Below are 25,347 nucleotides of genomic sequence, written 5' to 3' on the forward strand. Positions count from 1 at the left end.
AGTAATTAGTTCCAAATATTTCAAAAAAGCTTCAAACAGTGTTTGAAGCTTTTTTTATTTTAAACCAAATACTATTTTTGCGCCATGCAAAAAACTATTCTTAAGCTATTCTTAGTTATTTCCTTTACTGGTCTTTCACAGTCAAAAGATAGCTTATCCATCAAAAACGGTATTGATAATCCTAACATGCAAACAACGCATCACTTTGGTATATTCAGTTCGCGCATTCAACAAAATTTCAAATTAAAACCTTATCAGAAAACTAAGCTTACATTTAATTATGCTAGTGGTAATAATTTTCAGCCATTTGTAGAAACTCACTTACCAAGAGATCCAGATGTTAGAGAGGCGCTTAGTCAACTAATTTGGTTTCAAAGAGGATTCGATTTTATAGATCAGGAAACTACACCTGCAGATTATTATAATATTGTCATAGATGCCGTAATTAAAGAATTTAGATTAGATATCACTTTTCCTATTGCAAAAAAACATGAATTAGGAATTAACCTAAGGTCTTATTTAATTACTGATGGCAGCTACCCTTTTTCGTTTTTTACAAGTGATGAGACTATAGAATGGTTTCATAGTAATATTGCGGGTGGCGAAGACCCTTTTGGCAGACGTTTCTATGGGTTGAACCAAGTAAACTTCAGTTACACAGATAGAAATGGGAATACATTACAACTAGATAATAATGATTTTTTTATTGGTGGCTTAGAGATTAATCATCACTATTATCCCGATTTTGAATTTAGTAAAGCAAAAAACCTAAGTTTTAATTTTGGAAGTCATATAGGGATTAACATGTCAAAATTTAATCCTTCAGTAGATATTGGTATTTCTGCAAACGCTTTAAAACAAATACAATTTGAAAATAAAAATGAGCTTGATATTGCAGCTGGCACAAGTCTATTGAGGAAGAATATTATTGATTTTGATGAAGTCATAGATTTAGGCAACAATCCTTTTATTGCAAGTTTAGAAGGGAATGTAGAGTTTACTAAGTATACTCGTAAAGGTAACTATAATGCACTTGGTCTAAACTATCAAATTCAATCGCGATACAATAAAAAACAAGAAACAGATTATTATAGATTGTTAGGTAATTATAGTGCCATTAATGCTGGATGGCATAATGGTGTTACACGTTTATACGTGCCATTATCTAATTGGTCACTTATTTACACTTATGGACGAAAAGATTTTAAATTATCTATGTATTTAAAACAAGATTTCTCTGTAAATAATGCTCCAGATATTCAAACAGGAATTAATGTAAGTGTTCCAATCACCAGAAGTTTGTAGGCTATTTATTCTAAAATATTAGTAATAGCATCACGATATACGTCAAATTTTACGAGGTTGTTATGACTACCTCCAACAACAGTAATAAAGTTTAAGTTTTCAATATCTAATTCCGAAAGTTTTTTCCCTGAATGATACGGCACAATAGTATCATCTGTACCATGAATTATTGAAATATTACAACTCACTTCGGGCAGGTATTTATATGTCGGAAATTTATATTTCAACAAATACTTCACGGGGAAAATTGGAAATCTGCTTTTTGCAACATCTTCAATACTGTAATATGGTGTCTCCAAAATAAGTTGTTTCGGATTATTTTTTGCAGCCAAATACGATGCTATCCCCGTACCTAAAGATCTCCCGTAAAGTGTAATATTTTCTTCAGAATATTGCTTCAATAAATAATCATAACAATACTGACCATCCTTGTAAAAAGCGCTTTCACTTAATGGGCCTACACTTTTTCCATATGCTCTATAATCCATTACCAAAACATCATAGTTCATTGCTGTAAAATACTCTGTAATTCTTCCCCAACGGCTTAAATCTCCAGCATTACCATGAAAATACAATAAAACTCCCTTGGAATTTTCAGCCTTAAAATGTAGCGCATTAATAACAGTGTCTTCATCTGTTTTAAGAAATAACTCTTCGAAAGGGTAGTTAAATTGATACTGATAATCTTGACTCAGCTTTGTTGGTAAAAACAATAATTTTTCTTGAAAGAAATATAATGATGCTCCAATCATAAGGTATAATGTCAAAAGTACAAGTGATGTTCTTTTAAGCTTTCTTTTTAGTCTTTTTTGCACTATGAATAACGTTAATACTTGTAGTTCCTAAATCAATGGTTTTAGGTTCGCTATTGAGGATATCATCTAACATTTTATGATACGATTCAAAATTATTTAGATTCTTATGTCCTCCTCCAATAACCGTATACAGCTTGGTGAGTTTTGCATTGACCTGAGATAGTTTTACACTCGATTTATAAGGAATCAATTTGTCGTGCGTACCATGAATAATATGTATTGGGCATTGCACATATTTTAACCATTTGTAGGTTGGCAAAGGATATTTAAGTAAAATAGAAAGCGGCATAAATGGCATATATCTTCCTGTAACTTTAGTAAGACTATAATAGGGCGCATCCAAAATTAGCTTTTTGGGACTATTCATAGACGCCAATTTTGCTGCAAATCCTGAACCCAAAGAACGTCCATAAAGTATTATTCTGTCTTCAGTGGTCTTCTCTTTCACCTTATTATAAATCAACTGTAAATCTCTTTTAATGGCTTTTTGAGAGCGTTTCCCTGTGCTTTTGCCAAAGCCACGATAATCTACCATCAAAACATTATAGCCATGTCTGGTGAAGTCTACGGCAAACTTACCCCAGCCTTTAATACTCTTAGAGTTTCCTTTAAGATAGATGACAACACCTTTACTATCACCTTTTGGATAAAATCGAAGCCCATTGATAATAGCGCCATCACGAGTTTCTAAATTGTACTCTTTTGTTTCTTGATTCTCATAATCAAACTGAAAATCCTCAGGTAACTTTTCGGGTTTAAATAAAACGTAGTCTTGTACATAATACAGCACTATACTAATAATAGCATAAATAACAAAAATTGTAACTAATGTTGATACCCAATACTGCATTTCTCTTTGTAGGATTATTTAACAATATAGTGAAAAAAGAGGATTACAAATATTTTAAAAACACATCAGCAAAAGGATCTTGGTTAACTACTGTGTAATAAAAAAGAGCTCCAAGCCATCCATGAAGCAAACCTAGTACATAGATGTTTTTAGCTTTAAGATATATATAACCATAAAATAGCGCCAAAATAAATGTTCCTATGATTAGCCAATATGAAGGATAATGCACAATAGAAAAGAATAAAGCTGTTATAATTATTATTAGATGCTTGTTTAATTTTATACTTTTTGAATCATTAAGGTTCCCTGCTAACAAACCGATAATAAGGAACTGCTGTATAACTCCCCAAATAGGATAAGTTATTAATAAAGGTAAAATATGCCATGTTATATTTATTGTCCCTTGGAAAAATCCAATTACAAAAAAAGACAAAATAGAGATTATAGTAAAAGGCAATATTAATATTAATACTTGTTTGAAATTATCAAATCTGAATCCCCAATCTTTTAAAACCTGTCTATTCTTTTTATATCGAAATAAAACGTAAAGACCCCAATACACTATAGCTGTTATAACAAATGGCAATCTCCAATTTAAATAATCCATAAAAATGAACTTTCCAATTCCAGTCATTACTACTCCCAATATTTCTAATAGTCTTGCTTTATCAGAAACAGATCTAGTAAGTTTTAATGCTGAAAAACTTAAAAGATGTTTTGTTAATCTATTCTTCATAAATATTAATTTAAAACCTCGTAACATTCAATCAAATTGCTACGAGGTTTTTGGTTGCTAACTACCAATCATCAAAACTAACTATAGTTCGCTGTTAGTTTCTAGTTCTTTATCTATATAAGCTACATCTCTGGTATTTTTTTGTACTGCAATTGCAGAGAAAAGACTTAAAGTAAAAGACATACCATAAAATCCTTTTTCACTAAGCTCTAAATCTGCATTCCATAAACCTATAACTAGTAAAACAATTGACGCAACAGAAGTAAACCAGCTTATGCCATAATACATATCTGTTACTTGGATATCTTCGAGCTTATCTCTTACAGCTTTTTGTACAGATATCACAGAGAATAGACCAAAAAGCAAAATGGTAAAATAATAACCCTTTTCATTAAGCATCATATCTGCATTCCATAGCCCAATACAATAGGCTACCATGCCAATAATTAAAGCTGTCCATGATGCCCCAATGAATGATGGAGTTGGTTTTTGGTTATAAACTTTTTTCTCCTTCTTCTTCGAGGTCACTTTGTCATCATCTTTTAATGAGACGGTGGTTTGATAATTCATAATATTTTGTTTTAATGATTACAGGACAAAAGTGCAATCAAAACCAGTATAATGAAAATCAATTTTCATATAAAACTTATGATATATTTTAATATAATAATAGATTAAGTACTATATTTATTGAAACAAATAAATATTTAATTACGACTAAATGATAGACATAAATGCTATAATAAATACTTTAAACAGTAGAGGTAGATATGATTTCACTATCTATTTAGAGCGTAAAAACAAACGTACGGACACTAAAAACATTCAGTTATTTAGACTATTAGCCGAGGGAGAAACTAACTCTAATATAATATGTAAAAAGCTTTACAACTCTGATAATAAAAATGCATATCACGCCTTGAGAAAGCGATTATTTGACAGCTTAATAGATTTTACTGCAAACAAAAGTCTAGAGGATGAAAACTCTATAGACATTCAGATTATAAAACACATACTAGCATCTCGCACATTCTTACTTCAAAAAAACTTTTCTACAGCCTACAAACTTTTAGATAAAGCTGAGCAGTTAGCTGATCAAAATTCATTATTCCCAATTCTGAATGAAATCTATCATACTAAGATTCAATACGCGCCAGACTATCCTAAAGTAAACTTAGAAGACCTTATAAGACAACAAAATGAAAATCGAAAAAAGCATCATTTAGAAGACCAACTAAATACAGTCTATTCAAAATTAAAATCAGTATTAAACCTTATAAGCTATGAAAGAAAAATTGTCGATTTCGAAACAATTTTAGAGCAAACTCTGAAAGAATCTGACATTAAATTAAACGAGTCACTTTCCTTTAAATCACTTTATCAAATTTTGGCAATAGCCAACATATCTGCTTTTATCACAACACGCTATTTTGAAATCGAAGATTTTGTTTTAAAAAGCTACGCGATACTCAAAAAAAAGAAAGACACAAATAAGCAGCTCTATTACCAGATACAAATTGTTTACATTATAGCGAATACACTTTTTAGAAATAAAAAATTTGAAGAATCTTTAAAGTACATCCATGAAATGCATCAGTTAATGATGCTCAAAAAAAATACATATTACAAAACTTTTATTCTAAAATTGACCTTAGTAAAAGCTTTAAATCTTAATTACAATAATGCCTCAAAAGATGCCATAAATATTACCCTTAATATTATTACAAAAAAGCACAATGATATTGAAGCTTCACTTGACCTCCAGCTATCATTACTCATGTTTTATTTTCAGCAAAATGAATTAAACAATGCTAAATCTATACTCTCAAAATTTTACCATACTGATAATTGGTATATTGAAAAAGCAGGAATCGATTGGGTAATTAAAAAAAATCTTTCAGAATTATTATTATACATCGAATTAGGTGATGAAGACCTTTTCTACTCAAGATTAAAAAGTTTTAGACGACTATATACAAAGCATCTTAAAGACACAAATCAAACCCGTATCCTTGCCTTTATAAACTTTGCTGAAGTTTACTATAAAAATCCTCAAATAGCAGCAACTAAAAGTTTTAAAAGCAAAGTCGAGGAAACTCTTATATGGAAACAAGCCTACGAAGAAGATATTTTTGTAATAAGCTTTTATGCCTGGCTAAAAAGCAAACTAGAGAACAAACCTCTATATAAAACCACATTAAAACTTGTTAAAAAATAGATAAGTGTTAAATAATGTGTTAAAAAAAGCAGTACATTTAAACGCTTTTGGCTTTAAGAAGTCATAGAGAAGAACAAAATGTTTAACGAAGGGATTTTTACTAAAGAAATCCCAATCAATCGATTAAAAAACAATAAAATTAAACCCATGAAAAAATTATTAGTACTCGCATTAGCTCTATGTACATTTACAGGCTTTGCACAGAAAGACAAATCAGAGAAGAAAAAAGCTTTAATGGAGCGCTTAACTAAGAATTCATCTCCTGAAGAACGTGCAGAAATGCAAACAAAGCAAATGGCTTTAAGATTAGATTTGTCGCAAAAACAACAAACACAAGTTCAAGAAGTATTGCTTGCACATTATAAAGAAGGTCAAGGTAAAATGGATATGGACAAAAAGTCTCGTAAAGAGATGAGTGATGAAGAGCTTAAGAAAATGAGATCTGAAAGACTTGATGCTCAAATAGCACTAAAAGCAAAAATGAAAACTATCCTTGATGATGAGCAATATGCCAAATTTTCTCAAATGATGGAACGCAAAATGCATAAAGGAAAAAGGAGAGGAAAAAGAAGAAAATAATTCTTTTAAAAGAGTAAAAAGAGCGCCGATAGCGCTCTTTTTTATGCTATTCTTTTACAAATTTTTTGACAGCCTTAATAGTCTCATCTAAATCATTATAAGATAAAGCATCTGTTATAAACCAAGTTTCAAATGCACTTGGCGCTATGTAAATACCCTGATTAAGCATGCTATGAAAAAAAGCTTTAAACGTTTTGTTATTTCCTTTTGCAGCTGTATCAAAATCAAAGACTTCTCCTTCATCAAAATGAACAGAAATCATAGAGCCTACTCTATTAATTGTATAATGAATATTAGATTTATCTAAGACTTCAGCAATACCTTTATGTAAATACACTGTTTTTTCTTCAAGGCGTTTAAATAAATCTTTATCAGAATTAATAGCCTTTAACATTGCCAATCCAGCTGCCATCGCTAAAGGATTACCACTTAAAGTTCCAGCTTGATACACTGGACCTAAAGGCGCCAAATAATTCATTATTTCATTTCTAGCAGCAAATGCACCAACTGGCAGTCCACCTCCAATTACTTTACCAAAACAAACAATATCAGCATTTACGCCATATAATTCTTGCGCACCACCTTTAGCGAGCCTAAAGCCAGTCATAACCTCATCAAAAATTAATAGTATACCATTAGAATCGCAAAGTAATCTCAACCCATTTAAAAAATCCTCTTTAGGCGGAATACAACCCATATTTCCTGCTACAGGCTCAATAATAATTGCCGCAATTTCATCTGTATTAGCTTCAATAAGCTGTTTCACATTCTCTAGATTATTATAATTCGCTAACAATGTGTCTTTTGCAGTACCTTGAGTAACTCCTGGACTGTTGGGAGTACCAAATGTTGCACCACCACTTCCAGCAGCAATTAAAAAAGCATCACTATGTCCGTGATAACAACCAGAAAATTTTATAATCTTATCTCTACCTGTAAATCCTCGAGCAAGTCTTATGGCACTCATACAAGCTTCTGTTCCTGAATTTACAAATCTTATTTTGTCAATATTAGGTACCATTGACACTGCTAATTCCGCAATCTCCGTTTCGATAGCTGTTGGCATTCCAAAAGATGTACCGGATTCGGCTTTAGCCTTTACTGCTTCAACAACTGGTTTAAAAGCATGACCCAACAACATCGGACCCCAAGAGTTTATATAATCGATATAACGATTCCCATCTTCGTCATAAACGTAAGCCCCTTTAGCCGATTTTGCAAAGATAGGAGTACCACCAACACCTTTAAAAGCTCTAACTGGCGAATTTACGCCTCCAGGAATCACCTCTTGAGCTTCTTTAAAAAGCGCACTGCTTCTTTGATATAACATAAAATTATTCTGATTTTATAATCAAGACTTGACCAACGGTTAAGTCATTAGATGTTAAACTATTTTTTTGTTTTATAGCTTCTACCGTTAAACCATATTTCCGACTCAAAGAATATAAAGTATCACCTTTGATGACCGTATGAGATAAAGACTCTGTGGTTTTATTTTTATTTTTTCTTTTAGTTACACTTCCTAAAACCTGCTTATCATATTTATAAAGCTCATAGCGTTCAATAAGGCTAATCAATTTTTGAGGATACTTTCTATCTGTAGCATAGCCCGCAGCCCTCAAACCTCTAGCCCATCCTTTGTAATCATTAAGCTTTAGTTTAAATAAGCTTGCATAACGCTTTCTACCGGTCAAAAATTCTGAATGATCTTTATAAGATGTAGAAGCAGCCTTGTACTTTCTAAAACATTCTTGAGAACGGTCATCATCATGATAGATTTTTGCGCCTTTCCACCCATGACATTTAATACCAAAATGATTATTAGCTTCTTTTGCCAAACGACCATTACCCGACCCCGATTCTAAAATGCCTTGTGCTAAAGTAATGCTCGCTGGGATTTTTGAAGTACGCATTTCCGCCATTGCAATATCTGCATAGGTATCAATGTAAGTGTCGACTGATGTCCTCTTTCTTGGAGGCTTTTCTACAGTTTTAGTTGGCATTTTAGTAGATGTATCCTCTGGAGCATCTTTAACCTCAACCTCTTCTGTCTTAGTATCCGTCTTCTCTTTTTTAGTGACAATACCTTTTTTAGGTCCACAAGCAAAAACAAAGGATACTAAAATTATTAATAGAACTCTTTTTCTCATTTACACTCTGATTAAAGGCATTGATTTGTTTTTTAATCGCTGGTTCATACCTTCAATACCCTGAAGTCCACCTGTATGAATTACTAAAATTTTTGAATTACTTTCAAACTCATCTTTAGCAATCATATCTACAATCCCAAATAGCATTTTACCTGTATATATTGGGTCTAACTGTATGCTATATTTGGATTTAAAATCATTAATAAACGCTACTAATTGTATGTTTATTTTAGCATATCCTCCAAAATGGTAATCATTGATTAATTGCCAATTTTTACTGTTTGCAAATTTAATAATTTCTTCTCTTAAAAAATCACCTTTTAAGGCAGGAAAACCTAATATCTTTTGATACTTTTCTGAAGCGTTTATTATTCCAGATATTGTTCCTCCTGTTCCAACACAAGTGCATATATAATCGTATTTAACATCTTCAAAATCTAGTATCTCTTCGCATCCTTTTACAGCCAATTCATTGGTTCCGCCTTCTGGGATTAAATAAAACTCCCCAAATTGGTTTCTTAATCCATTTATAAAATTTTCTGAAGTTTTTTTCCTATAATTCTCTCGAGAAATAAAATGAAATTTCATCCCATTTTCTTGAGCAAAACGTAATGTAGGATTTGTATTAATTTGTGATCCTATCTCTTCTCCTCTAATAACGCCAATAGTCTTAAAACCATTATTATATCCTGCATAAGCGACAGCTGCTATGTGGTTAGAAAATGCACCTCCGAAAGTCAAAAGTGTATCCTTATGAAGCCGTTTTGCTTCAATTAAATTATACTTAAGTTTTCGGAATTTATTACCAGAAACAAACGGATGAATCAAATCTTCACGCTTTATATAAAGCTGAATATTCTTATCATTTTCAATATGAATCTGTTGGGTTTTCGACTTCATTTTCTATATCAAAAATAATGTATAAAATTCCAAAATGGTCGCTTTTTCAGAAACTTCGGATTGCCTTCATTTTCATAAGCCTCTTTTTCAAAAGAAATAGACTTATAAGCTAGTTTCCAATTTTTCAATTTAACATACCTAATTATAAACTCAACTATATAAAACAAGTAAAATAGTATAACCAATAGTTCTATTTGTTGCCGAAGATGAATCTTCTCGTGACTAATTAAAATCTTATTTAGAGCCAAACTCTTTCGTTTTAAAAAAATAAACGGAAACAAAGTCAAGCCTAAATAGCCTTTAGGCACTATATATTTTGAAATCAATATCACGCTTAATCATATTCAAAAATCACTCCAAAATAAGCTATCTTTGTTATCTATGAAAAAATATGTCCCAATAGAAGATGGTGATTATTACTTAACACCTGAAGGCTATCGCTGTTTTACTGAGCAATACCATTTAAAAAGAGGATATTGTTGTGAAAGCGGATGTAGACATTGTCCTTACGGATTTTCAAAAGAAACATTAAAAAAAAAGTAATGCAGACAACGCTTGCAAAATTCAAAGACCAGATACTACAAGGTATACCCGAGCAATTACCTGATTCAAAACCTTATGACAAAGCTATAAATCATGCACCTTTTAGAAAGGATATTCTATCTCCTGAAGAAAAAAAGCTGGCATTACAAAATGCATTGAGATACTTTGATAAAAAACATCATAAAGTTTTATTAGAAGAGTTTAAAAAAGAGCTCGAAACTTATGGGCGTATATACATGTATCGGTATCGACCTGATTACAAAATGTATGCTAGATCAATTGATGAGTATCCAGCAAAATCTAAGCAAGCAGCAGCTATAATGCTTATGATTCAAAATAATTTGGATTATGCAGTAGCACAACATCCTCATGAACTCATTACTTATGGTGGTAATGGAGGTGTGTTTTCTAACTGGGCACAATATCTATTGACTATGAAGTATTTGGCCGAAATGAATGATGAGCAAACACTTGTTATGTATTCTGGTCATCCAATGGGCTTATTCCCAAGTCATAAAGAAGCGCCTAGAGTTGTGGTTACTAACGGCATGATGATACCTAATTACTCTAAACCCGATGATTGGGAAAAGTTTAATGCACTTGGTGTGACACAGTATGGACAAATGACTGCGGGTAGTTACATGTACATTGGCCCACAAGGTATTGTCCATGGAACAACAATCACAGTATTAAATGGATTTAGAAAAATAGGAAAAGAACCTAAAGGCAATTTGTTTGTAACATCAGGATTGGGTGGTATGTCTGGCGCACAACCAAAAGCTGGTAATATTGCAGGTTGTATTACAGTTTGTGCAGAGGTAAATCCAAAAATTACTCAAGTACGATTAGACCAAGGCTGGATTGATGAAAAAATTACGGATTTAGGAGAACTTGTTTCTAGAGTTAATAAAGCTAAAATTGAAAAAGAGACAATATCTATTGCCTATTTAGGCAATATTGTTGATGTCTGGGAAAAATTTGACGAAGCAAATATTTATATCGACTTAGGAAGTGACCAAACCTCACTTCACAATCCTTGGGCCGGTGGTTATTATCCTGTCGGAATCTCTTTCGAAGACGCCAATGGCATGATGGCTAATAATCCTGAATTATTTAAAACCAAAGTACAAGAAACACTTCGTCGTCATGCCAATGCTATAAATAAACATACTAAAAAAGGCACGTATTTCTTCGATTATGGCAATGCCTTTTTACTTGAAGCTTCACGTGCTGGTGCGGATATAATGAATGAAAATCCGTCATTAGGAAGAGAGTTTAAATACCCAAGTTACGTTCAAGATATTATGGGGCCAATGTGTTTTGATTACGGTTTTGGTCCTTTCCGTTGGGTATGCGCATCCGGAAAACCTGAAGATTTGCAAAAAACTGATGAAATTGCTTGTGAAGTCCTTGAGGAATTAATGAAAGAAGCTCCAGTCGAAATTCAGCAACAAATGGCTGATAATATTCAGTGGATAAAAGGCGCGAAAGAAAATAAACTAGTTGTAGGCTCTCAAGCTAGAATATTATATGCAGATGCTGAGGGCCGTATGAAAATTGCCGAAGCTTTTAATAAAGCTATACAAAATAAAGAAATAGGATATGTAATTTTAGGACGCGACCACCACGATGTCTCTGGTACGGACTCTCCTTATCGAGAAACAAGTAACATATACGACGGCTCAAGATATACGGCAGATATGGCCATACACAATGTTATAGGTGACAGTTTTAGAGGCGCAACATGGGTAAGTATACACAATGGTGGTGGTGTTGGATGGGGCGAAGTTATAAATGGTGGTTTTGGTATGGTTCTTGATGGTAGTAAAGAAGCATCTAAACGTTTGAAACAGATGTTGTTTTGGGATGTTAACAACGGTATTTCAAGACGAAGTTGGGCTAGAAATGAAGGTGCAGTTTTTGCTATAAAACGTGCTATGGAAAGTGAGCCTAATCTAAAAGTTACATTACCAAATACTGTAGACGATAAACTTTTAAACGGACTCGAACTCAAATAAAACTACTCAGATTATGAAAAAGACAATTAAATTTCTTCCTGTATTATTTTTAGCAGTATTAATGAGCTCTTGTAGTTCTGTGCGTGTAGCATCAGACTATGATAAAGAAACTCAATTTAACGATTACAAAACTTTTGCTTTTTTCAAGCCAGGAATTGACAAAGCAGAAATCAGCGACTTGGATAAACGCCGAATACTTAAAGCTGTTGAAGCAGAATTGATGGCAAAAGGCATGACTAAATCAGAAAATCCTGATATGCTAGTTAGCATTTTCACCAAATCAAACCAACGCGTAGACATATACAACAATGCTTGGGGTGTTGGCGCTTGGGGCTGGGGTGGATTTGGAAGATGGGGCTGGGTACCTGGTTGGGGTGCCTGGGGGCCTGGTTTTGGCTGGGGCGGAAATAACGTCTCTACAAGAACCGAAGGTATTCTCTTTGTAGATTTTATTGATGCAAATAAGAAACAACTTATATGGCAAGGATCCGGAACTGGTTATCTAGCCACCAAAAATGTTGAAAAGAAAGAAGCTAGAATTAAAGAATTTGTTTCTGCAATGATGACAAAATATCCGCCAGAAGCTAGTACAAAATAAAAGATATAATACTTATCTAATCAAGAGCACCCACTATTTGGGTGCTCTTTTTTTGAATATAGTCTTACAAGTCATCTCCCATAAAAGTTTATCTTTGCGCACTTTTAAGATGAAGCATTATGATATTAGGCCAAACAACTCGAAAAAATTTCACGCAAAATCCCAAGAATGATATTCTTTCTGGATTAACGGTAGCATTGGCTTTAGTTCCAGAAGCTGTAGCTTTTGCTTTTGTCGCTGGTGTTGACCCGCTTGTTGGCTTGTATGGTGCTTTTATGATGGGAATTGTAACGGCACTTTTTGGTGGAAGACCTGGTATGATTTCTGGAGCAACTGGCGCTATGGCTGTGGTTATGGTTCACTTAATTCAAAAAGGAAATGAAGTTGGCTTAACTCTTGAAACTCCAATCGAAAATCTTGGCTTACAGTGGCTATTTATTACCTTACTATTCGTCGGAGGGATTCAAATTTTAGCCGGTGTTTTTAAACTTGGAAAATTTGTACGTTTAATTCCACATCCAGTAATGATGGGATTTGTTAATGGTCTTGCAATTGTTATTTTCTTATCTCAGTTAGGTTTATTTCCTAATGCAGTACCTAAAGACATTTCTATTTGGAGTAATACTTCAGAGTGGTTTTCGGCTTTATTTACAAATGCTGCTTTTTGGAAAATGATGGGCTTTATTGGATTAACTATGGGCATTATGTATGGTTTACCTAAACTCACTAAAAAAATACCAGCTGCATTAATCGCAATAATTGTGGTTGCAAGCATTACTATATTTGGTGGCATAGAAATGAGTACCGTAGGTTCATTTATCAGAGATGGTGGCGGTGAAGGATTACAAGGAAGCTTACCAACATTTCAAGATCAAATTTTTGGATTATTCAACACCCTAGATGGTCACTTTCTAAAAACTATTTTACCTACCGCATTTATATTAGCAGCTATTGGTTTAATTGAATCTTTGATGACCTTGAACCTTATTGATGAAATGACCGAAACTCGTGGTAATGGAAACCGCGAATGTGTTGCACAAGGTGGTGCTAATATATTGAATGGTTTATTTGGCGGAATGGGCGGTTGTGCTATGATTGGTCAATCTATAATTAATGTAGATTCCGGTGGACGTGGTCGTTTATCTGGAGCTGTTGCAGCAATAGCTTTATTATGCTTTGTATTATTTGGCGCGCCTTTAATTGAACAAATTCCTATTGCAGCTTTGGTAGGCGTTATGTTTATGGTAGTTATCGGAACATTTGCTTGGTCTAGTTTCAGAATTATAAGAAAAATTCCTTTATCAGATGCCATTGTTTTAATTGCTGTATCTGCCATTACGGTTTGGAAAGATTTAGCCGTAGCGGTAATTGCGGGTGTTATTATTTCGGCATTAGTCTTTGCATGGAAAAATGCTACCATGATTAGAGCACGTAAACGTATGCAGCCAGATGGCACCAAAACTTATGAAATTTGGGGACCATTATTCTTTGGTTCTATTCAGAATTTCAATTCAAAATTTGATGTGAAAAATGACCCTCAAAATATTGAAATTGATTTTGTAGAATCTCGCGTAAGTGATCATTCTGCATTAGAAGCTATTTTTAATTTAGTCAATAAATATGAGGCTGAAGGAAAGTCCATCAAGCTAAAGCATCTTAGCCAAGATTGTAAAGTATTGCTACGAAAAGCAAGTCCTAAATTTGAAGAAGTCATCATTGAAGATATTGATGATCCGAGATATCACTTGGCCGCAAATCCCGAGAAGTTTACAAAATCCTTATCTGAATATAAAATTTAAGCCAACTTTACATTCTTTATTTACTGCTTACTAATTAAGTATTAAGTGATTAGCTAACTATTTTCTTCAGTTCACTAAAATAAAAGAGCGAAAATAATTGAAAATCAATTAATTAGACTACTTTCGTACTCAATTTAATATATTTTAATATGAGTACTGGTACAGTAAAATTTTTTAATGATTCTAAAGGTTTTGGATTCATAACAGAAGAAGGAAGCGACAAAGATCATTTTGTACACATTTCCGGTTTAGTTGATGAAGTAAAAGAAGGTGACAATGTAGAATTCGATTTAACAGAAGGAAAAAAGGGATTAAACGCAGTAAATGTAAAAGTTATATAATTATATACCTTAAATCTTTTTAAAGAAAAAGCCATCTTAATTAAGATGGCTTTTTTTACTACATAACTATATCATTTTTCCATTCGTAAGGTTCAGGAATATCAGTATCATCAATTAATTGTCTAATATCTATTTCTATACCTCTACTCATGTTAGTGATAGGCACATCATTAGGACCACCTTCAAATGGGTTTTCTGTATTTTCTCCAATAGCTTCCATCGTGTGAAACACCCATGCTAACAAAGCACTAAAAGGTATCGAAAACCACACAAAATGTTTTGCAATAAATTCCTGAATTAAATGCCCCCAAGATGTCCTTGATTGATGAACTGTTAACTCACTCATAATATGCTTTCCAATCGATTCAAACTCCTCCATAATTCCATAAGGAATCATCAAAATAAATAGCCAAACAAAAATATAATTCATGGTGGCATACTGCCTTGGATACGGGAAATTCTTAATACGCTCACTCTTTCCTTGAAGCGTGTAGAATTCAACCAACATATTCTCCATTTCCATATGCCTAAAATCATCTATAAGGCCTAAGGTTTTTAATTCTTTTAATCGCCTAGATTGAATCCCTAAAATTTGTGATGCTTGATTCACTTTAGCAAATAACTCATCATACTCTTTATCTGAAACATATGGACTAATAGCTTCTTTGATAGGAATTGTGTCTTCGCAAACCAAATATTGCGATTCACGAAATTCCTTATTAGATTTCTTATTTTTTAAATGCATTTCCCAAGGTTTATCCTTTCGCAATTGATATCGCAAAGCCGTAAGCCAAGCCACATGTCGATGTACTAGTTCCTTGTGTATATGATGAAGTTCAGCTTCAGAGATAGGATTTTTTGCAAATTGATTTGTAATAAAATCTTTAACTTGAATAGTCCAAGATCTCGATGCATTAACAATACCACCCCAAATTTTACGAGCTTCCCAAAGCCTATCGTATGAGGCGTTATTCTTAAAACTGACCAAAAAGGCTACAGCTGTACCTAAAACACCTAAAGGCAACCAAGGGACATGTAACCATTTTAAGCCAACAATATCAAATAGAATAACTGGTATTGTAGCTAAAATAAAAAAAAGGAATAGATACCTTCGCGTCCATTTAATGACCCCTTTTACAGGAAATATTCGTCTTGTATACATGAAATTATGTTATATCATGTAATATACAAAAGACTAATAATTAAGCAAGACTTCTATTTTAGCTTTTACCTTTTCGGTTGAAGGAATCATGGTTTGTTCTAAAGTAGAATTTAATGGGATTGCTGGCATATTTTCGCTTCCAATTGTCATTACTGGCGCATCTAAATATTTGAAACATTCTTCTTGAATTTTTCCAGCTAATGCTCTGGCAAAACTATTATTAGAAGGCTCTTCAGTTACCACTAAACATTTACCTGTTTTCTTAACTGACTTCATAATTGTGTCTTCATCAAGCGGATATAATGTTCGTAAATCAATGATTTCTATTTGATCTCGCATATCGAGTTCTCCTGACGCATTATAAGCCCAATGAACACCCATTCCATAAGTTATTATAGTCAGCGTTTCAACATCATCTTGTTTCCAAATCTCTTGAAGTACCCAAGCTTTGCCAAATGGTAATATATAATCTTCAGAAGGTTCAACAGATGTTGCACCATTTGTTCCTGGTACTTTAGACCAATACAAACCTTTGTGTTCTAAAATAACCACAGGATTTGGGTCGTGATAAGCCGCTTTCATTAAGCCTTTTAAGTCAGCTCCATTACTTGGATAGGCGATTTTAATACCACGAATATTTGTAATTACACTTTCTACTGAAGACGAATGGTATGGCCCACCACTGCCATATGCACCAATGGGCACACGAAGAATCATACTCACAGGCCATTTACCATTAGATAGATAGCAGCTACGACTTACTTCTGTAAATAACTGATTGAGTCCTGGCCAGATGTAATCGGCAAATTGCACCTCAACAATTGGTTTTAATCCAACTGCAGACATTCCGACTGTGCTCCCAACAATAAAAGCTTCTTGTATTGGCGTATTAAATACACGGTCGTCACCAAATTTTTGAGCTAATGTTGCTGCTTCCCTAAACACACCGCCTAGTCGTCCTCCAACATCTTGACCATATAGCAAGCATTCTTTATGCTCTCTCATTAATTCTTCAACAGCAAATAAAGCACAGTCGACCATTACCACTTTATCAGCTCCTTCTGGTTCACGTGTTCCTTTTTCTTCTGTTATTGGCGTTGTTACAAAATCATGCGTAAATAAATCTTCAGGTTTTGGATTTTCAGCTTCTAAGGCTTTTTCGAAGTCTGATGTTACTTTTTCTTTAGCTTCATCTTCTATCACATTGACCTCAGATTCAGTAAACCCATTATCTAATAATTGTTGTTTTAAAACCGGATATGGGTCACGTGAACGTGCTTCGTCTAAATCATCACGATACCATTCCATTCGCACACCAGATGTATGATGATTTAACAACGGAACTTTGGCATGTACTAAAAATGGGCGACGCTCTTTACGTATAATCTCAATCACTTTTTCGATAGCTTCATAGCTTTCTATAAAATTAGCGCCATCAATTGAAATCGCATCTAAACCATGAAATCCTTGAGCGTATTCAAATGCGTTTTGCGCTCTTGTTTCTGCAGCATTCGCCGAAATATCCCATCCATTGTCCTGTACCAAGTATAAAATAGGCATTTGTTTCAAGGCAGCCATTTGGAACGCTTCAGCTATCTCACCTTCAGTCACAGACGCATCACCAAGTGAACACACTGAAATAGGGTTTTCAACCGAATTGTCATTTAAACCTTGTAATTCTTTGTATTGCATTCCCATAGCAACACCTGTTGCTGGAATAGCTTGCATACCAGTTGCTGAAGACTGGTGCGGAATTTTAGGCTTATCATCGTCTTTTAAACTTGGATGCGAATAATACGTTCTTCCACCTGAAAACGGGTCATCTTTTTTAGCTAACAACTGTAACATTAAATCATAGGGCTCTAAACCAAATGACAATAACATGGCATCATCCCTATAGTAAGGAAATGCATAATCTTGAGGTAATAATTGCATTCCTAAAGCAACCTGAACAGCTTCATGCCCCCGAGATGTTGCATGCACATATTTTGAAACTTGTTTAAAATTCTCTTCGTACAACTCCGCCATAGCTTTTGCAGTGCAGAGTTTAGAAAACCCCTTTTTTAGTATATCTTTTTTCATCTAAGCCAATTGCTTTCTTGTTTTTAACATCCAACCAAATTTATCTTCTAGCTGTCCGGTCTTGATGGCATTTAAAGTATCATTAACTTCTAAGCCAACTGGGCTTTGGTCTGATACATGAATTGTTTCACCTTCTAATCCTATCTCTTGAATATATGCAATACCAACTGCTGTACCTGTACCAAATGCTTCTTCTAATGTTCCGTTTTCTGAGGCAATCTTTATTTCGTCTAAGGTGATTTTTCGTTCTATCACCTTATAATTCATAGCTCTAAGCATATCAATAACGCTAGCTCTTGTAATACCGTGAAGTACAGAACCATCTAACTCTGGTGTAATAAATTCTCCATCTATCTTAAAGAAGATATTCATCGTTCCAACTTCTTGAATGTATTTATGCTCAGCCGCATCCAACCACAAAACTTGGTCATAACCTTTAGCTTTAGCTAGTTCAGTTGGTCTAATTGCCGCTGCATAATTTCCAGCAGCTTTTGCTTCACCTGTGCCTCCTAATGCAGCTCTGATAAATTGCTTTTCTGCCCAAAGTTTTATACGCTTACTAAAAAATGGACCAGCAGGTGATGCCATAATAATAAACTTATAATGTGTAGCTGCACGCATACCAATAAATGGCTCATCTGCATACATAAAAGGTCTCAAGTATAAAGCACTTCCTTCTTTTGGCGGAATCCAATTATGTTCTAAACTCACTAATTCTTTTAACCCATCTACAAATAAATCTTCAGGAACATTTGGCATTCCCATACGGTCAGCACTCAAATTTAAACGTTTAGCATTCTGCTCTGGTCTAAACAACATAGGCTCACCTTCCGTATCCTTATAGGCTTTCATTCCTTCAAATATGGCTTGTCCATAATGCAAAGCCATTGCTGCTGGATGAGTTGGAATTAGTCCCATAGGAACTATTCTTGGGTTCACCCATGCACCATTTTCATAATCACAGATAAACATGTGATCTGTAAAGGTTGTTCCTAATGGAATATTATTGAAATCTAAAGTATCAACTCTAGATTGTTCTACTTTGGTTATTGGAATATTGTAACTCATAATTTTAATGATTTATGAGATTCTGAAACAAGTTCAGAATGACAAATGGTTTATATTTTTCTGTTTACATCAAACTGTTCAAAATAATCAGCTACTCTGCGTAGAAAACTTCCTCCGAGGAAACCATCAACAACGCGATGATCAAAAGACAAGGATAAGTACATCATACTACGAATGGCAATTTCATCTCCGTTTTCTGTTTCTATAACTTCGGGACGTTTTTTAATAATTCCTAGGGCCAGAATCGCAACTTCTGGTTGATTGATAATTGGTGTTCCCATTACACTTCCAAAGGTTCCCACATTAGAAATGGTAAAAGTGCTGCCTTTTATGTCATCACCAGCCAATTTATTCCCTCTAGCTTTTTCAGCCAATTCATTAACATTTTCAGCAAGTGTTTTTAAATCTTTTGTGTCGGCATTTTTCACGACAGGTACAATGAGGTTTCCACTTGGCAATGCCGTTGCCATACCTATATTAATATCTTCTTTTACAATAATAGTATTGCCATCGACGGAAGCATTGATATTTGGAAAATCTTTAACCGCTTTTGCTACTGCTTCAACAAATAATGGTGTAAATGTTAATCGTTCGCCATACTTTTCTTGAAACGATACTTTATTTGTATTTCTCCAATTTACCATATTTGTTAAATCAGCTTCCACATAAGCTGTAACGTGTGGTGATGTGTGTTTTGAATACACCATATGGTCTGCAATCATCTGACGCATACGGTCCATTTCTACAATTTTCCCTTTTCCTTTATCAAACGTTAATTGTGGTATTCTATAAGCTGTTGGGTCTTGAGTGATAGGTTGGGCAAATTTATAAGGTCGACCATCTTCTATATACTGAAACAAATCACTCTTTCTTAACCTTCCTTCATGACCAGTTGCAGGTATCCTTGCTAGTTCTTCAAAACTGATATGCTGTTCTTTTGCAATTTCAATAATTAAAGGTGAAAAAAACGTATTGGCATTATTAACTGAAAATGAATTCGAAGTTGAAGCAGAAACCGCCTGAACAGTTTTTCTTTTTTGCTCCTTCTTTTTAGACTGAGGCTTTTCGTTTTTAATAGCTGTTTCTTTCTCTGAAGATTTAACTGTGTCAGAAACCTCAAGTAAAGCAATAACCTCACTAACAGGAACTACATCTTTAGCTCCAAATAAGGTTTTTATTAACACACCTGAAGCTGGAGCCGGAACTTCATTATCAACTTTATCAGTCGCTACTTCCAGGATAATATCGCCTTCATCAAAAGTATCTCCTTCATTTACCAGCCAATTTATAATGGTACCTTCTGTAATACTCTCGCCCATTTTGGGCATTTTCAGTTCAAAACTTTTCAATTTATCGTTATTTTTAAACAAGGATTAAAAATAATAAATACTAAATCTTACCAATGTTAAAAACTTCTATATTATCTTAATTCAGAATTTTATTCTTTTTTATAATAATAAATTAGATTTTTTTACTTTTGAAATAATTATTTTTAATTTCAACTATTCATTTTTTCTTATGGCTTATACACTAGACAAGATTGACACCCATATATTATCTATTCTTCAAGAAAATAGTAATCGTACAACTAAAAGTATTGCCGAAGAATTAGGAATGACGACTTCACCAATTTTTGAACGGATTAAAAAGCTTGAAAAAGAAGGTTATATTAAAAAATATGTAGCTGTATTAGACAATAAAAAAATTGGTTTAAAGCTTACTGTTTTTATTGGCATTACGCTTCAAGGTCATACAAGAAGCTATCTCGAAAAATTTGTTAAAGAGATAAACAATTTCCCCGAAATAGTAGAGTGCCATCGCGTTAGTGGAAATTTTGATTATTTACTGAAACTTGTTGTAGAAGACATTGAAGCGTATGAAACGTTTATCATTTCAAAATTGACACTTCTACCCTATTTAGGAAATGTACAGAGTTTGATTACATTGTCTACTGGAAAAGAAACTAATGAAATTGATTTGAGTCGAGTTTAAATCACTTCTTTTTAAAAGTCTCTCGAAGTGTTTTATAGACATCATCTTGAAGCTTTCTGTTTTCTGGCACTTCTCTAAGTGGTTCTACTTCTCGTAATGATTCATGACAATCTGCCGGCAATTGTTGATAAAGCTCTGTGCCTTTTGTTTTCCATGCAATCATATCGTCTGTAACTTCCTTAATTATTTTAGCAGGGTTACCAACAACCAAACTTCGTTTTGGGATTATTGTTTCCGCTTTTACAAATGCCATGGCTCCTACGATGGATTCATCACCAATATCGGCGTCGTCCATAATAACGGTATTCATGCCTATCAAGCAGTTTCTACCCAAATTAGCGCCATGAATTATAGCGCCGTGACCTACATGCGCACTTTCTTTTAATACGATAGATTTCCCAGGAAACATATGAACCGTACAATTCTCTTGAACATTAACACCATCTTCTAAAATAATTTGTCCCCAATCTCCACGAATGGCAGCACCTGGACCTATATAACAGTTTTTGCCTATAATCACATTTCCAGTCACAGCTGCCAAAGGATGCACAAAACTACTTTCGTGAACTACTGGTATATAGCCTTGAAATTCGTAAATCATAACTCTTCTATTATTGAACGCCCCTTACTTTTATCTCCAGAAGTCCATTCCCATTCTTCATGTAGTCTAATTTTTCCATTAGCTAAAATCTCAGGAACAGATTTACATCTTCCTGTCATTAAAACTCCTTTATCATTAACCTGATGATATCTCATATCTATAGCACCATTAGATGAAACTAGTCCTATAAGGTGTCCTTCAACAATTTTACCACCAGAATATACCGATGTTAATATATTTCCTTCTTGTTTATAATGAAATATGGTCTCTTCTGAGGTTTCCCCATTAATAGTGTTTTCTGTAGCTTTAAATTTTTTATTGTTATAGCTAAACATTATTTAAACCCTTTCAATTTCTCTTTTGTAAAATCAGATAATACTAATCTACCGCTAGTTGCAGCACGTTCTGCTAATAAGTCATCCCAATGGTCTGTGCCTTGCCAAAAGACTTTTTTCATCTCACGCATGGCTTCAGTATTGTATGTGCATAAATGTTCTGCTGTTGCTTTAACTGCTTCATCTAGCTCTTCATTAGTCTCATAAACATGCGTAAACAAACCTTTTTGCTTTGCCCATTCTGCCGGATAAAATGAATTGGCATCGATTGCGATTTGCGACATTCCGCTTAAGCCTATTTTACGCTCAATAGCTGGTCCGACAACAAATGGTCCAATACCAATATTCAACTCACTTAACTTGATAGCCGCATATTTTGATGCCATACAATAATCGGTTGATGCAGCTAAACCAACACCTCCGCCAACGGTCTTTCCTTGTATGCGCCCAATAATAAATTTTGGACATTTACGCATGGCGTTTATTACATTTGCAAAGCCAGAAAAGAAAACTTTTCCTGTAGCTTCGTCATTAATGTTTATTAATTCTTTAAAGCTTGCTCCAGCGCAAAACGTTCTGTCTTTTCCACTTTTAAGAACGATTACTTTTATAGCGTCATTAGTTCCAGCATCTTTTATGGTTTGAGCTAATTCCGCTAATACATTGCCTGGCAAGGAGTTGTGTGCAGGATGAAAGAATTCTATGTATCCTACTTCGTTTTCTATAGTTTGTTTTACGTATGGTTGTGTCATATTATATTAATCCAAATTGTTCAAAATGGTGGTTCAAGTGCTTACGTTCCATTAAATACCACTCATATTTATTTAACTCTCCAAATACCATATTACTTAATGTAGCATCTGGATTTGCTTTAAAATATTCTAAATAAGCTTCACGTTGCGCTTTGAAACTTTCAACGGCAGTAGCAAAATCAGCATGCTTTAAGTCATCAAGTGTATCCTTTTCTAACAATGGAAATTGTGAATTCTGAGGAAACTTATTATAATTCCAAAGGCTGTTTTTTACTTTTTCTAAAATCTTTTCAGGGGTTGAAATTTCAAAATCCTGAATTTCCCCAGCAGCAATTTTATAGGTATACTCTAAATGTTCTAACATATGCTGAGGTGTCATGATTCCCCATTTTGGTTTTGTATCTTCTGAAAGTTTTGATAAACACTCATCAATCTTGTCGTCAGTCATTTCAACAAAAACTTCTTGCTTTTTCTGAACCATTGTTAGCACCGTTGCTAAAGCCACTAGTTCATCTTCAGCATCAAAAATCTCTGCAAACCATTTTACGATACCACTTGGATGTTCTGCTGAAGCGACGTCTCTATCTATTTTCTGCTTACAAGTTAAACGTACATAAATCGTATCGTTGTGATATAATGGACGTAAAAATCGACATTCTTCCAATCCATAGTTTGCTGATACGGGTCCTTTATTTGGATACACAAATAAACCTGCTGCTGCAGATATTATAAAATACCCATGAGCTGTCCGCTTTTCAAAAATACTTCCGTCCAAAGATGTGATATCTGTATGCGCATAGAAATGGTCCCAAGTCACGTTAGCAAAGCTTATAATATCTGAATCTGTAATGGTACGTTTATGCGTTTTCATAGACATACCGGGTTGAATATCTTCCCAATGGTACTTAAACGGATGCTGTTCTGCCTCTTTATATTTTGCTTTTTGCTGATATATTCCTGTAATCTCAGTAATCGTTGTTGGCGACCCTTGAATCGCGGTACGTTGCAAATAGTGCTTTATACCTCGCATACCTCCCATTTCTTCGCCTCCGCCTGCACGTCCTGGACCTCCATGAACTAAATATGGTAATGGTGAACCGTGACCTGTACTTTCTTTAGCCATTTCGCGATTCATGACTAAAATTCTACCATGATGACTAGCTGCATTGACTACATAATCTCTTGCAATTTTATCATCAAACGTCGCAATAGAAGATACTAAAGATCCTTTACCCATTTGTGCTAGTTTCACTGCTTCATCTAAACTCTTGTAAGGCATGATTGTACTTACAGGACCAAAAGCCTCTCGTTTGTGAATGACTGTGTTTTGGAATGGATGGTCTGCACGTAATAGAATTGGACTTATAAATGCGCCTTTTTTCGCATCTGCACCTATGGTTTCAATTTTATCTAAATCACCATAGACGATTTGTGCCTCTTTTGCTAAATCGTTTACCGAGTCTTTAACCGCTTGAACTTGTTGATGGCTTACTAAAGAACCCATTCTCACTTCTTTTAATCTTGGATCTCCAATCGTAACTTTATCTAATGCTTTGCCTAAAGCTATTTGAACGTCTTCTACCAAACTCTCTGGTACAATAATTCGCCGGATTGCTGTACATTTTTGTCCAGCTTTTACAGTCATTTCTTTACGAACTTCTTTTATAAATAAATCGAATTCTGGCGTTTCTGGAACTGCATCTTCTCCTAAAATAGAAGCATTTAAGGAATCTGCTTCCATGGTAAATGGCACAGATTCTTGTATCAATCTTGGATGCGCTTTTAATAAACGACCCGTTTGAGCAGAGCCCGTAAATGTAACCACATCTTGAGATTCTACAGTGTCTAATATTGTTCTAACCGTTCCGTTTATAATTTGAAGCGCTCCTTCTGGTAAAATACCTGAGTCGATAATTGTTCTTGCAACAGCTTCTGCTAAATATGATGACGAAGGCGCTGGTAATACCACAGCAGGCATGCCAGCCATCCAATTCACGGCACATTTTTCTAACATACCCCAAACCGGGAAGTTAAACGCATTAATATGCACAGCTACACCTTTCTTAGGCACCATAATATGATGTGCCATAAAGCGTCCACCGCGTGATAAATCAATGGCATCACCTTCTACATGAAAGGGTTGATTGGGAAATAGTTTTCTTAATGAAGCGTTAGCAAATAGGTTACCGAAACCACCTTCGATATCTATCCAACTATCTACTTTGGTAGCACCAGTTCTATAACTCAATTCATAAAACGCATCCTTTCTTTTTGTAAGATATAATGCTAATTTCTTAAGCATGTTCCCTCGCTCTTGAAAGGTCATCTTACGAAGTTGCTCTCCTCCTTTTGTTCTTCCGTAGTTAAGAATTTCAGGAATATCTAAACCTTCAATGGCTACACTCGTAAATGCTTCACCAGTAATGGCATCCAAAATTGGTATCCCTTCTTCTTTTCCTGTTGTCCAACTCCCTTGAACGTAATGTTGTATTTTTTCCATAAT

Annotated in this window: 24 protein-coding genes; 9 read left to right on the plus strand and 15 right to left on the minus strand. The window is 34.2% G+C overall.

What is annotated here, in order from left to right; genetic code table 11:
* The first annotated feature begins 84 nt into the window (after positions 1–84).
* Complete coding sequence (locus tag Q0770_RS12515; RefSeq protein WP_299117516.1) at positions 85–1,305, plus strand: hypothetical protein; 1,221 nt, start codon at positions 85–87, stop codon at positions 1,303–1,305.
* Positions 1,306–1,310: 5 nt separating this feature from the next.
* Here the strand turns inward: Q0770_RS12515 and Q0770_RS12520 are convergent, their stop codons facing one another.
* The 4 genes from Q0770_RS12520 to yiaA form a co-directional block, all read right to left on the minus strand.
* Positions 1,311–2,057 (minus strand): alpha/beta hydrolase, encoded by a 747-nt coding sequence (locus Q0770_RS12520; protein WP_299117519.1) that lies wholly within the window; start codon positions 2,055–2,057, stop codon positions 1,311–1,313.
* A gap of 34 nt (positions 2,058–2,091) precedes the next feature.
* Complete coding sequence (locus Q0770_RS12525) at positions 2,092–2,970, minus strand: alpha/beta hydrolase (RefSeq protein WP_299117521.1); 879 nt, start codon at positions 2,968–2,970, stop codon at positions 2,092–2,094.
* Between the two features lie 43 nt (positions 2,971–3,013).
* A complete protein-coding gene (locus Q0770_RS12530; RefSeq protein ID WP_299117524.1) occupies positions 3,014–3,706 on the minus strand; it encodes a CPBP family intramembrane glutamic endopeptidase in 693 nt (230 codons plus the stop codon).
* 81 nt (positions 3,707–3,787) lie between these two features.
* Positions 3,788–4,276: an inner membrane protein YiaA gene (gene yiaA, locus Q0770_RS12535; RefSeq protein ID WP_299117527.1), complete on the minus strand. Its 489-nt coding sequence runs from the start codon at positions 4,274–4,276 to the stop codon at positions 3,788–3,790.
* 151 nt (positions 4,277–4,427) lie between these two features.
* Between yiaA and Q0770_RS12540 the strand changes: the two genes are divergently transcribed.
* Positions 4,428–5,924, plus strand: coding sequence for a hypothetical protein (locus Q0770_RS12540; RefSeq protein WP_299117529.1), 1,497 nt, complete (start codon positions 4,428–4,430; stop codon positions 5,922–5,924).
* Positions 5,925–6,071: 147 nt separating this feature from the next.
* Positions 6,072–6,503, plus strand: coding sequence for a hypothetical protein (locus Q0770_RS12545; protein WP_299117532.1), 432 nt, complete (start codon positions 6,072–6,074; stop codon positions 6,501–6,503).
* 46 nt (positions 6,504–6,549) lie between these two features.
* Here the strand turns inward: Q0770_RS12545 and hemL are convergent, their stop codons facing one another.
* From hemL to Q0770_RS12560, 3 genes are read right to left on the minus strand one after another with little or no spacing between them, the layout of a single operon-like run.
* On the minus strand, positions 6,550–7,833 hold the full coding sequence (hemL, locus tag Q0770_RS12550) for a glutamate-1-semialdehyde 2,1-aminomutase (protein WP_299117535.1): 1,284 nt from the start codon (positions 7,831–7,833) through the stop codon (positions 6,550–6,552).
* 4 nt (positions 7,834–7,837) lie between these two features.
* Positions 7,838–8,653, minus strand: a complete 816-nt coding sequence (locus Q0770_RS12555; protein WP_299117538.1) for a glucosaminidase domain-containing protein — start codon at positions 8,651–8,653, stop codon at positions 7,838–7,840.
* Entirely contained in the window at positions 8,654–9,553 is a 900-nt protein-coding gene (locus Q0770_RS12560; RefSeq protein ID WP_299117541.1) for a 1-aminocyclopropane-1-carboxylate deaminase/D-cysteine desulfhydrase, read from the minus strand. It lies immediately after the preceding gene.
* 381 nt (positions 9,554–9,934) lie between these two features.
* Here Q0770_RS12560 and Q0770_RS12570 point away from each other — a divergent pair, with 381 nt between their 5' ends.
* The 5 genes from Q0770_RS12570 to Q0770_RS12590 all read left to right on the plus strand — a co-directional run bounded on the left by Q0770_RS12570 (position 9,935) and on the right by Q0770_RS12590 (position 14,852).
* Positions 9,935–10,096, plus strand: coding sequence for a DUF5522 domain-containing protein (locus tag Q0770_RS12570; protein WP_188372669.1), 162 nt, complete (start codon positions 9,935–9,937; stop codon positions 10,094–10,096).
* On the plus strand, positions 10,096–12,114 hold the full coding sequence (locus Q0770_RS12575; protein WP_299117550.1) for a urocanate hydratase: 2,019 nt from the start codon (positions 10,096–10,098) through the stop codon (positions 12,112–12,114). The genes Q0770_RS12570 and Q0770_RS12575 overlap by 1 nt, the downstream gene beginning before the upstream one ends.
* Positions 12,115–12,127: 13 nt before the next feature.
* Positions 12,128–12,712 carry a DUF4136 domain-containing protein gene (locus Q0770_RS12580; RefSeq protein ID WP_299117552.1) on the plus strand — a complete coding sequence of 195 codons (585 nt, stop codon included), beginning with the start codon at positions 12,128–12,130 and terminating at the stop codon, positions 12,710–12,712.
* A gap of 119 nt (positions 12,713–12,831) precedes the next feature.
* Positions 12,832–14,511, plus strand: a complete 1,680-nt coding sequence (locus Q0770_RS12585; RefSeq protein WP_299117554.1) for a SulP family inorganic anion transporter — start codon at positions 12,832–12,834, stop codon at positions 14,509–14,511.
* 149 nt (positions 14,512–14,660) lie between these two features.
* Positions 14,661–14,852 carry a cold-shock protein gene (locus Q0770_RS12590; RefSeq protein ID WP_299117556.1) on the plus strand — a complete coding sequence of 64 codons (192 nt, stop codon included), beginning with the start codon at positions 14,661–14,663 and terminating at the stop codon, positions 14,850–14,852.
* A 58-nt stretch (positions 14,853–14,910) separates the two neighbouring features.
* Here Q0770_RS12590 and Q0770_RS12595 read toward each other — a convergent pair whose 3' ends face one another.
* Genes Q0770_RS12595 through Q0770_RS12610 form a run of 4 tightly spaced genes read right to left on the minus strand, consistent with a single transcriptional unit; the run spans position 14,911 to position 20,483 of the window.
* Positions 14,911–16,014: a bestrophin family protein gene (locus tag Q0770_RS12595; RefSeq protein ID WP_299117558.1), complete on the minus strand. Its 1,104-nt coding sequence runs from the start codon at positions 16,012–16,014 to the stop codon at positions 14,911–14,913.
* Positions 16,015–16,047: 33 nt separating this feature from the next.
* Positions 16,048–18,096 (minus strand): thiamine pyrophosphate-dependent enzyme, encoded by a 2,049-nt coding sequence (locus Q0770_RS12600; protein ID WP_299117560.1) that lies wholly within the window; start codon positions 18,094–18,096, stop codon positions 16,048–16,050.
* Positions 18,097–19,164 carry a branched-chain amino acid aminotransferase gene (locus Q0770_RS12605; protein WP_299117562.1) on the minus strand — a complete coding sequence of 356 codons (1,068 nt, stop codon included), beginning with the start codon at positions 19,162–19,164 and terminating at the stop codon, positions 18,097–18,099.
* Between the two features lie 50 nt (positions 19,165–19,214).
* Positions 19,215–20,483 carry a dihydrolipoamide acetyltransferase family protein gene (locus tag Q0770_RS12610; RefSeq protein WP_370454719.1) on the minus strand — a complete coding sequence of 423 codons (1,269 nt, stop codon included), beginning with the start codon at positions 20,481–20,483 and terminating at the stop codon, positions 19,215–19,217.
* A 199-nt stretch (positions 20,484–20,682) separates the two neighbouring features.
* Here Q0770_RS12610 and Q0770_RS12615 point away from each other — a divergent pair, with 199 nt between their 5' ends.
* Positions 20,683–21,156 (plus strand): Lrp/AsnC family transcriptional regulator, encoded by a 474-nt coding sequence (locus tag Q0770_RS12615; RefSeq protein WP_299117564.1) that lies wholly within the window; start codon positions 20,683–20,685, stop codon positions 21,154–21,156.
* A 1-nt stretch (position 21,157) separates the two neighbouring features.
* On the opposite strand, the gene Q0770_RS12620 is transcribed toward Q0770_RS12615, so the two are convergent.
* From Q0770_RS12620 to paaZ, 4 genes are read right to left on the minus strand one after another with little or no spacing between them, the layout of a single operon-like run.
* The gene (locus Q0770_RS12620) at positions 21,158–21,757 is read right to left on the minus strand and encodes a transferase hexapeptide repeat family protein (protein ID WP_299117566.1); all 600 of its coding nucleotides are present in this window, start codon (positions 21,755–21,757) and stop codon (positions 21,158–21,160) included.
* Positions 21,754–22,092 carry a n-acetylglutamate synthase gene (locus Q0770_RS12625; protein WP_299117569.1) on the minus strand — a complete coding sequence of 113 codons (339 nt, stop codon included), beginning with the start codon at positions 22,090–22,092 and terminating at the stop codon, positions 21,754–21,756. The genes Q0770_RS12620 and Q0770_RS12625 overlap by 4 nt, the downstream gene beginning before the upstream one ends.
* Positions 22,092–22,844, minus strand: a complete 753-nt coding sequence (locus Q0770_RS12630; RefSeq protein ID WP_299117572.1) for an enoyl-CoA hydratase/isomerase family protein — start codon at positions 22,842–22,844, stop codon at positions 22,092–22,094. The genes Q0770_RS12625 and Q0770_RS12630 overlap by 1 nt, the downstream gene beginning before the upstream one ends.
* Before the next feature lies 1 nt (position 22,845).
* Positions 22,846–25,344, minus strand: a complete 2,499-nt coding sequence (paaZ, locus tag Q0770_RS12635) for a phenylacetic acid degradation bifunctional protein PaaZ (RefSeq protein ID WP_299117574.1) — start codon at positions 25,342–25,344, stop codon at positions 22,846–22,848.
* Between the last annotated feature and the right edge of the window lie 3 nt (positions 25,345–25,347).

The sequence above is a fragment of the uncultured Winogradskyella sp. genome (genome assembly GCF_947501905.1).
GTDB lineage: Bacteria > Bacteroidota > Bacteroidia > Flavobacteriales > Flavobacteriaceae > Winogradskyella.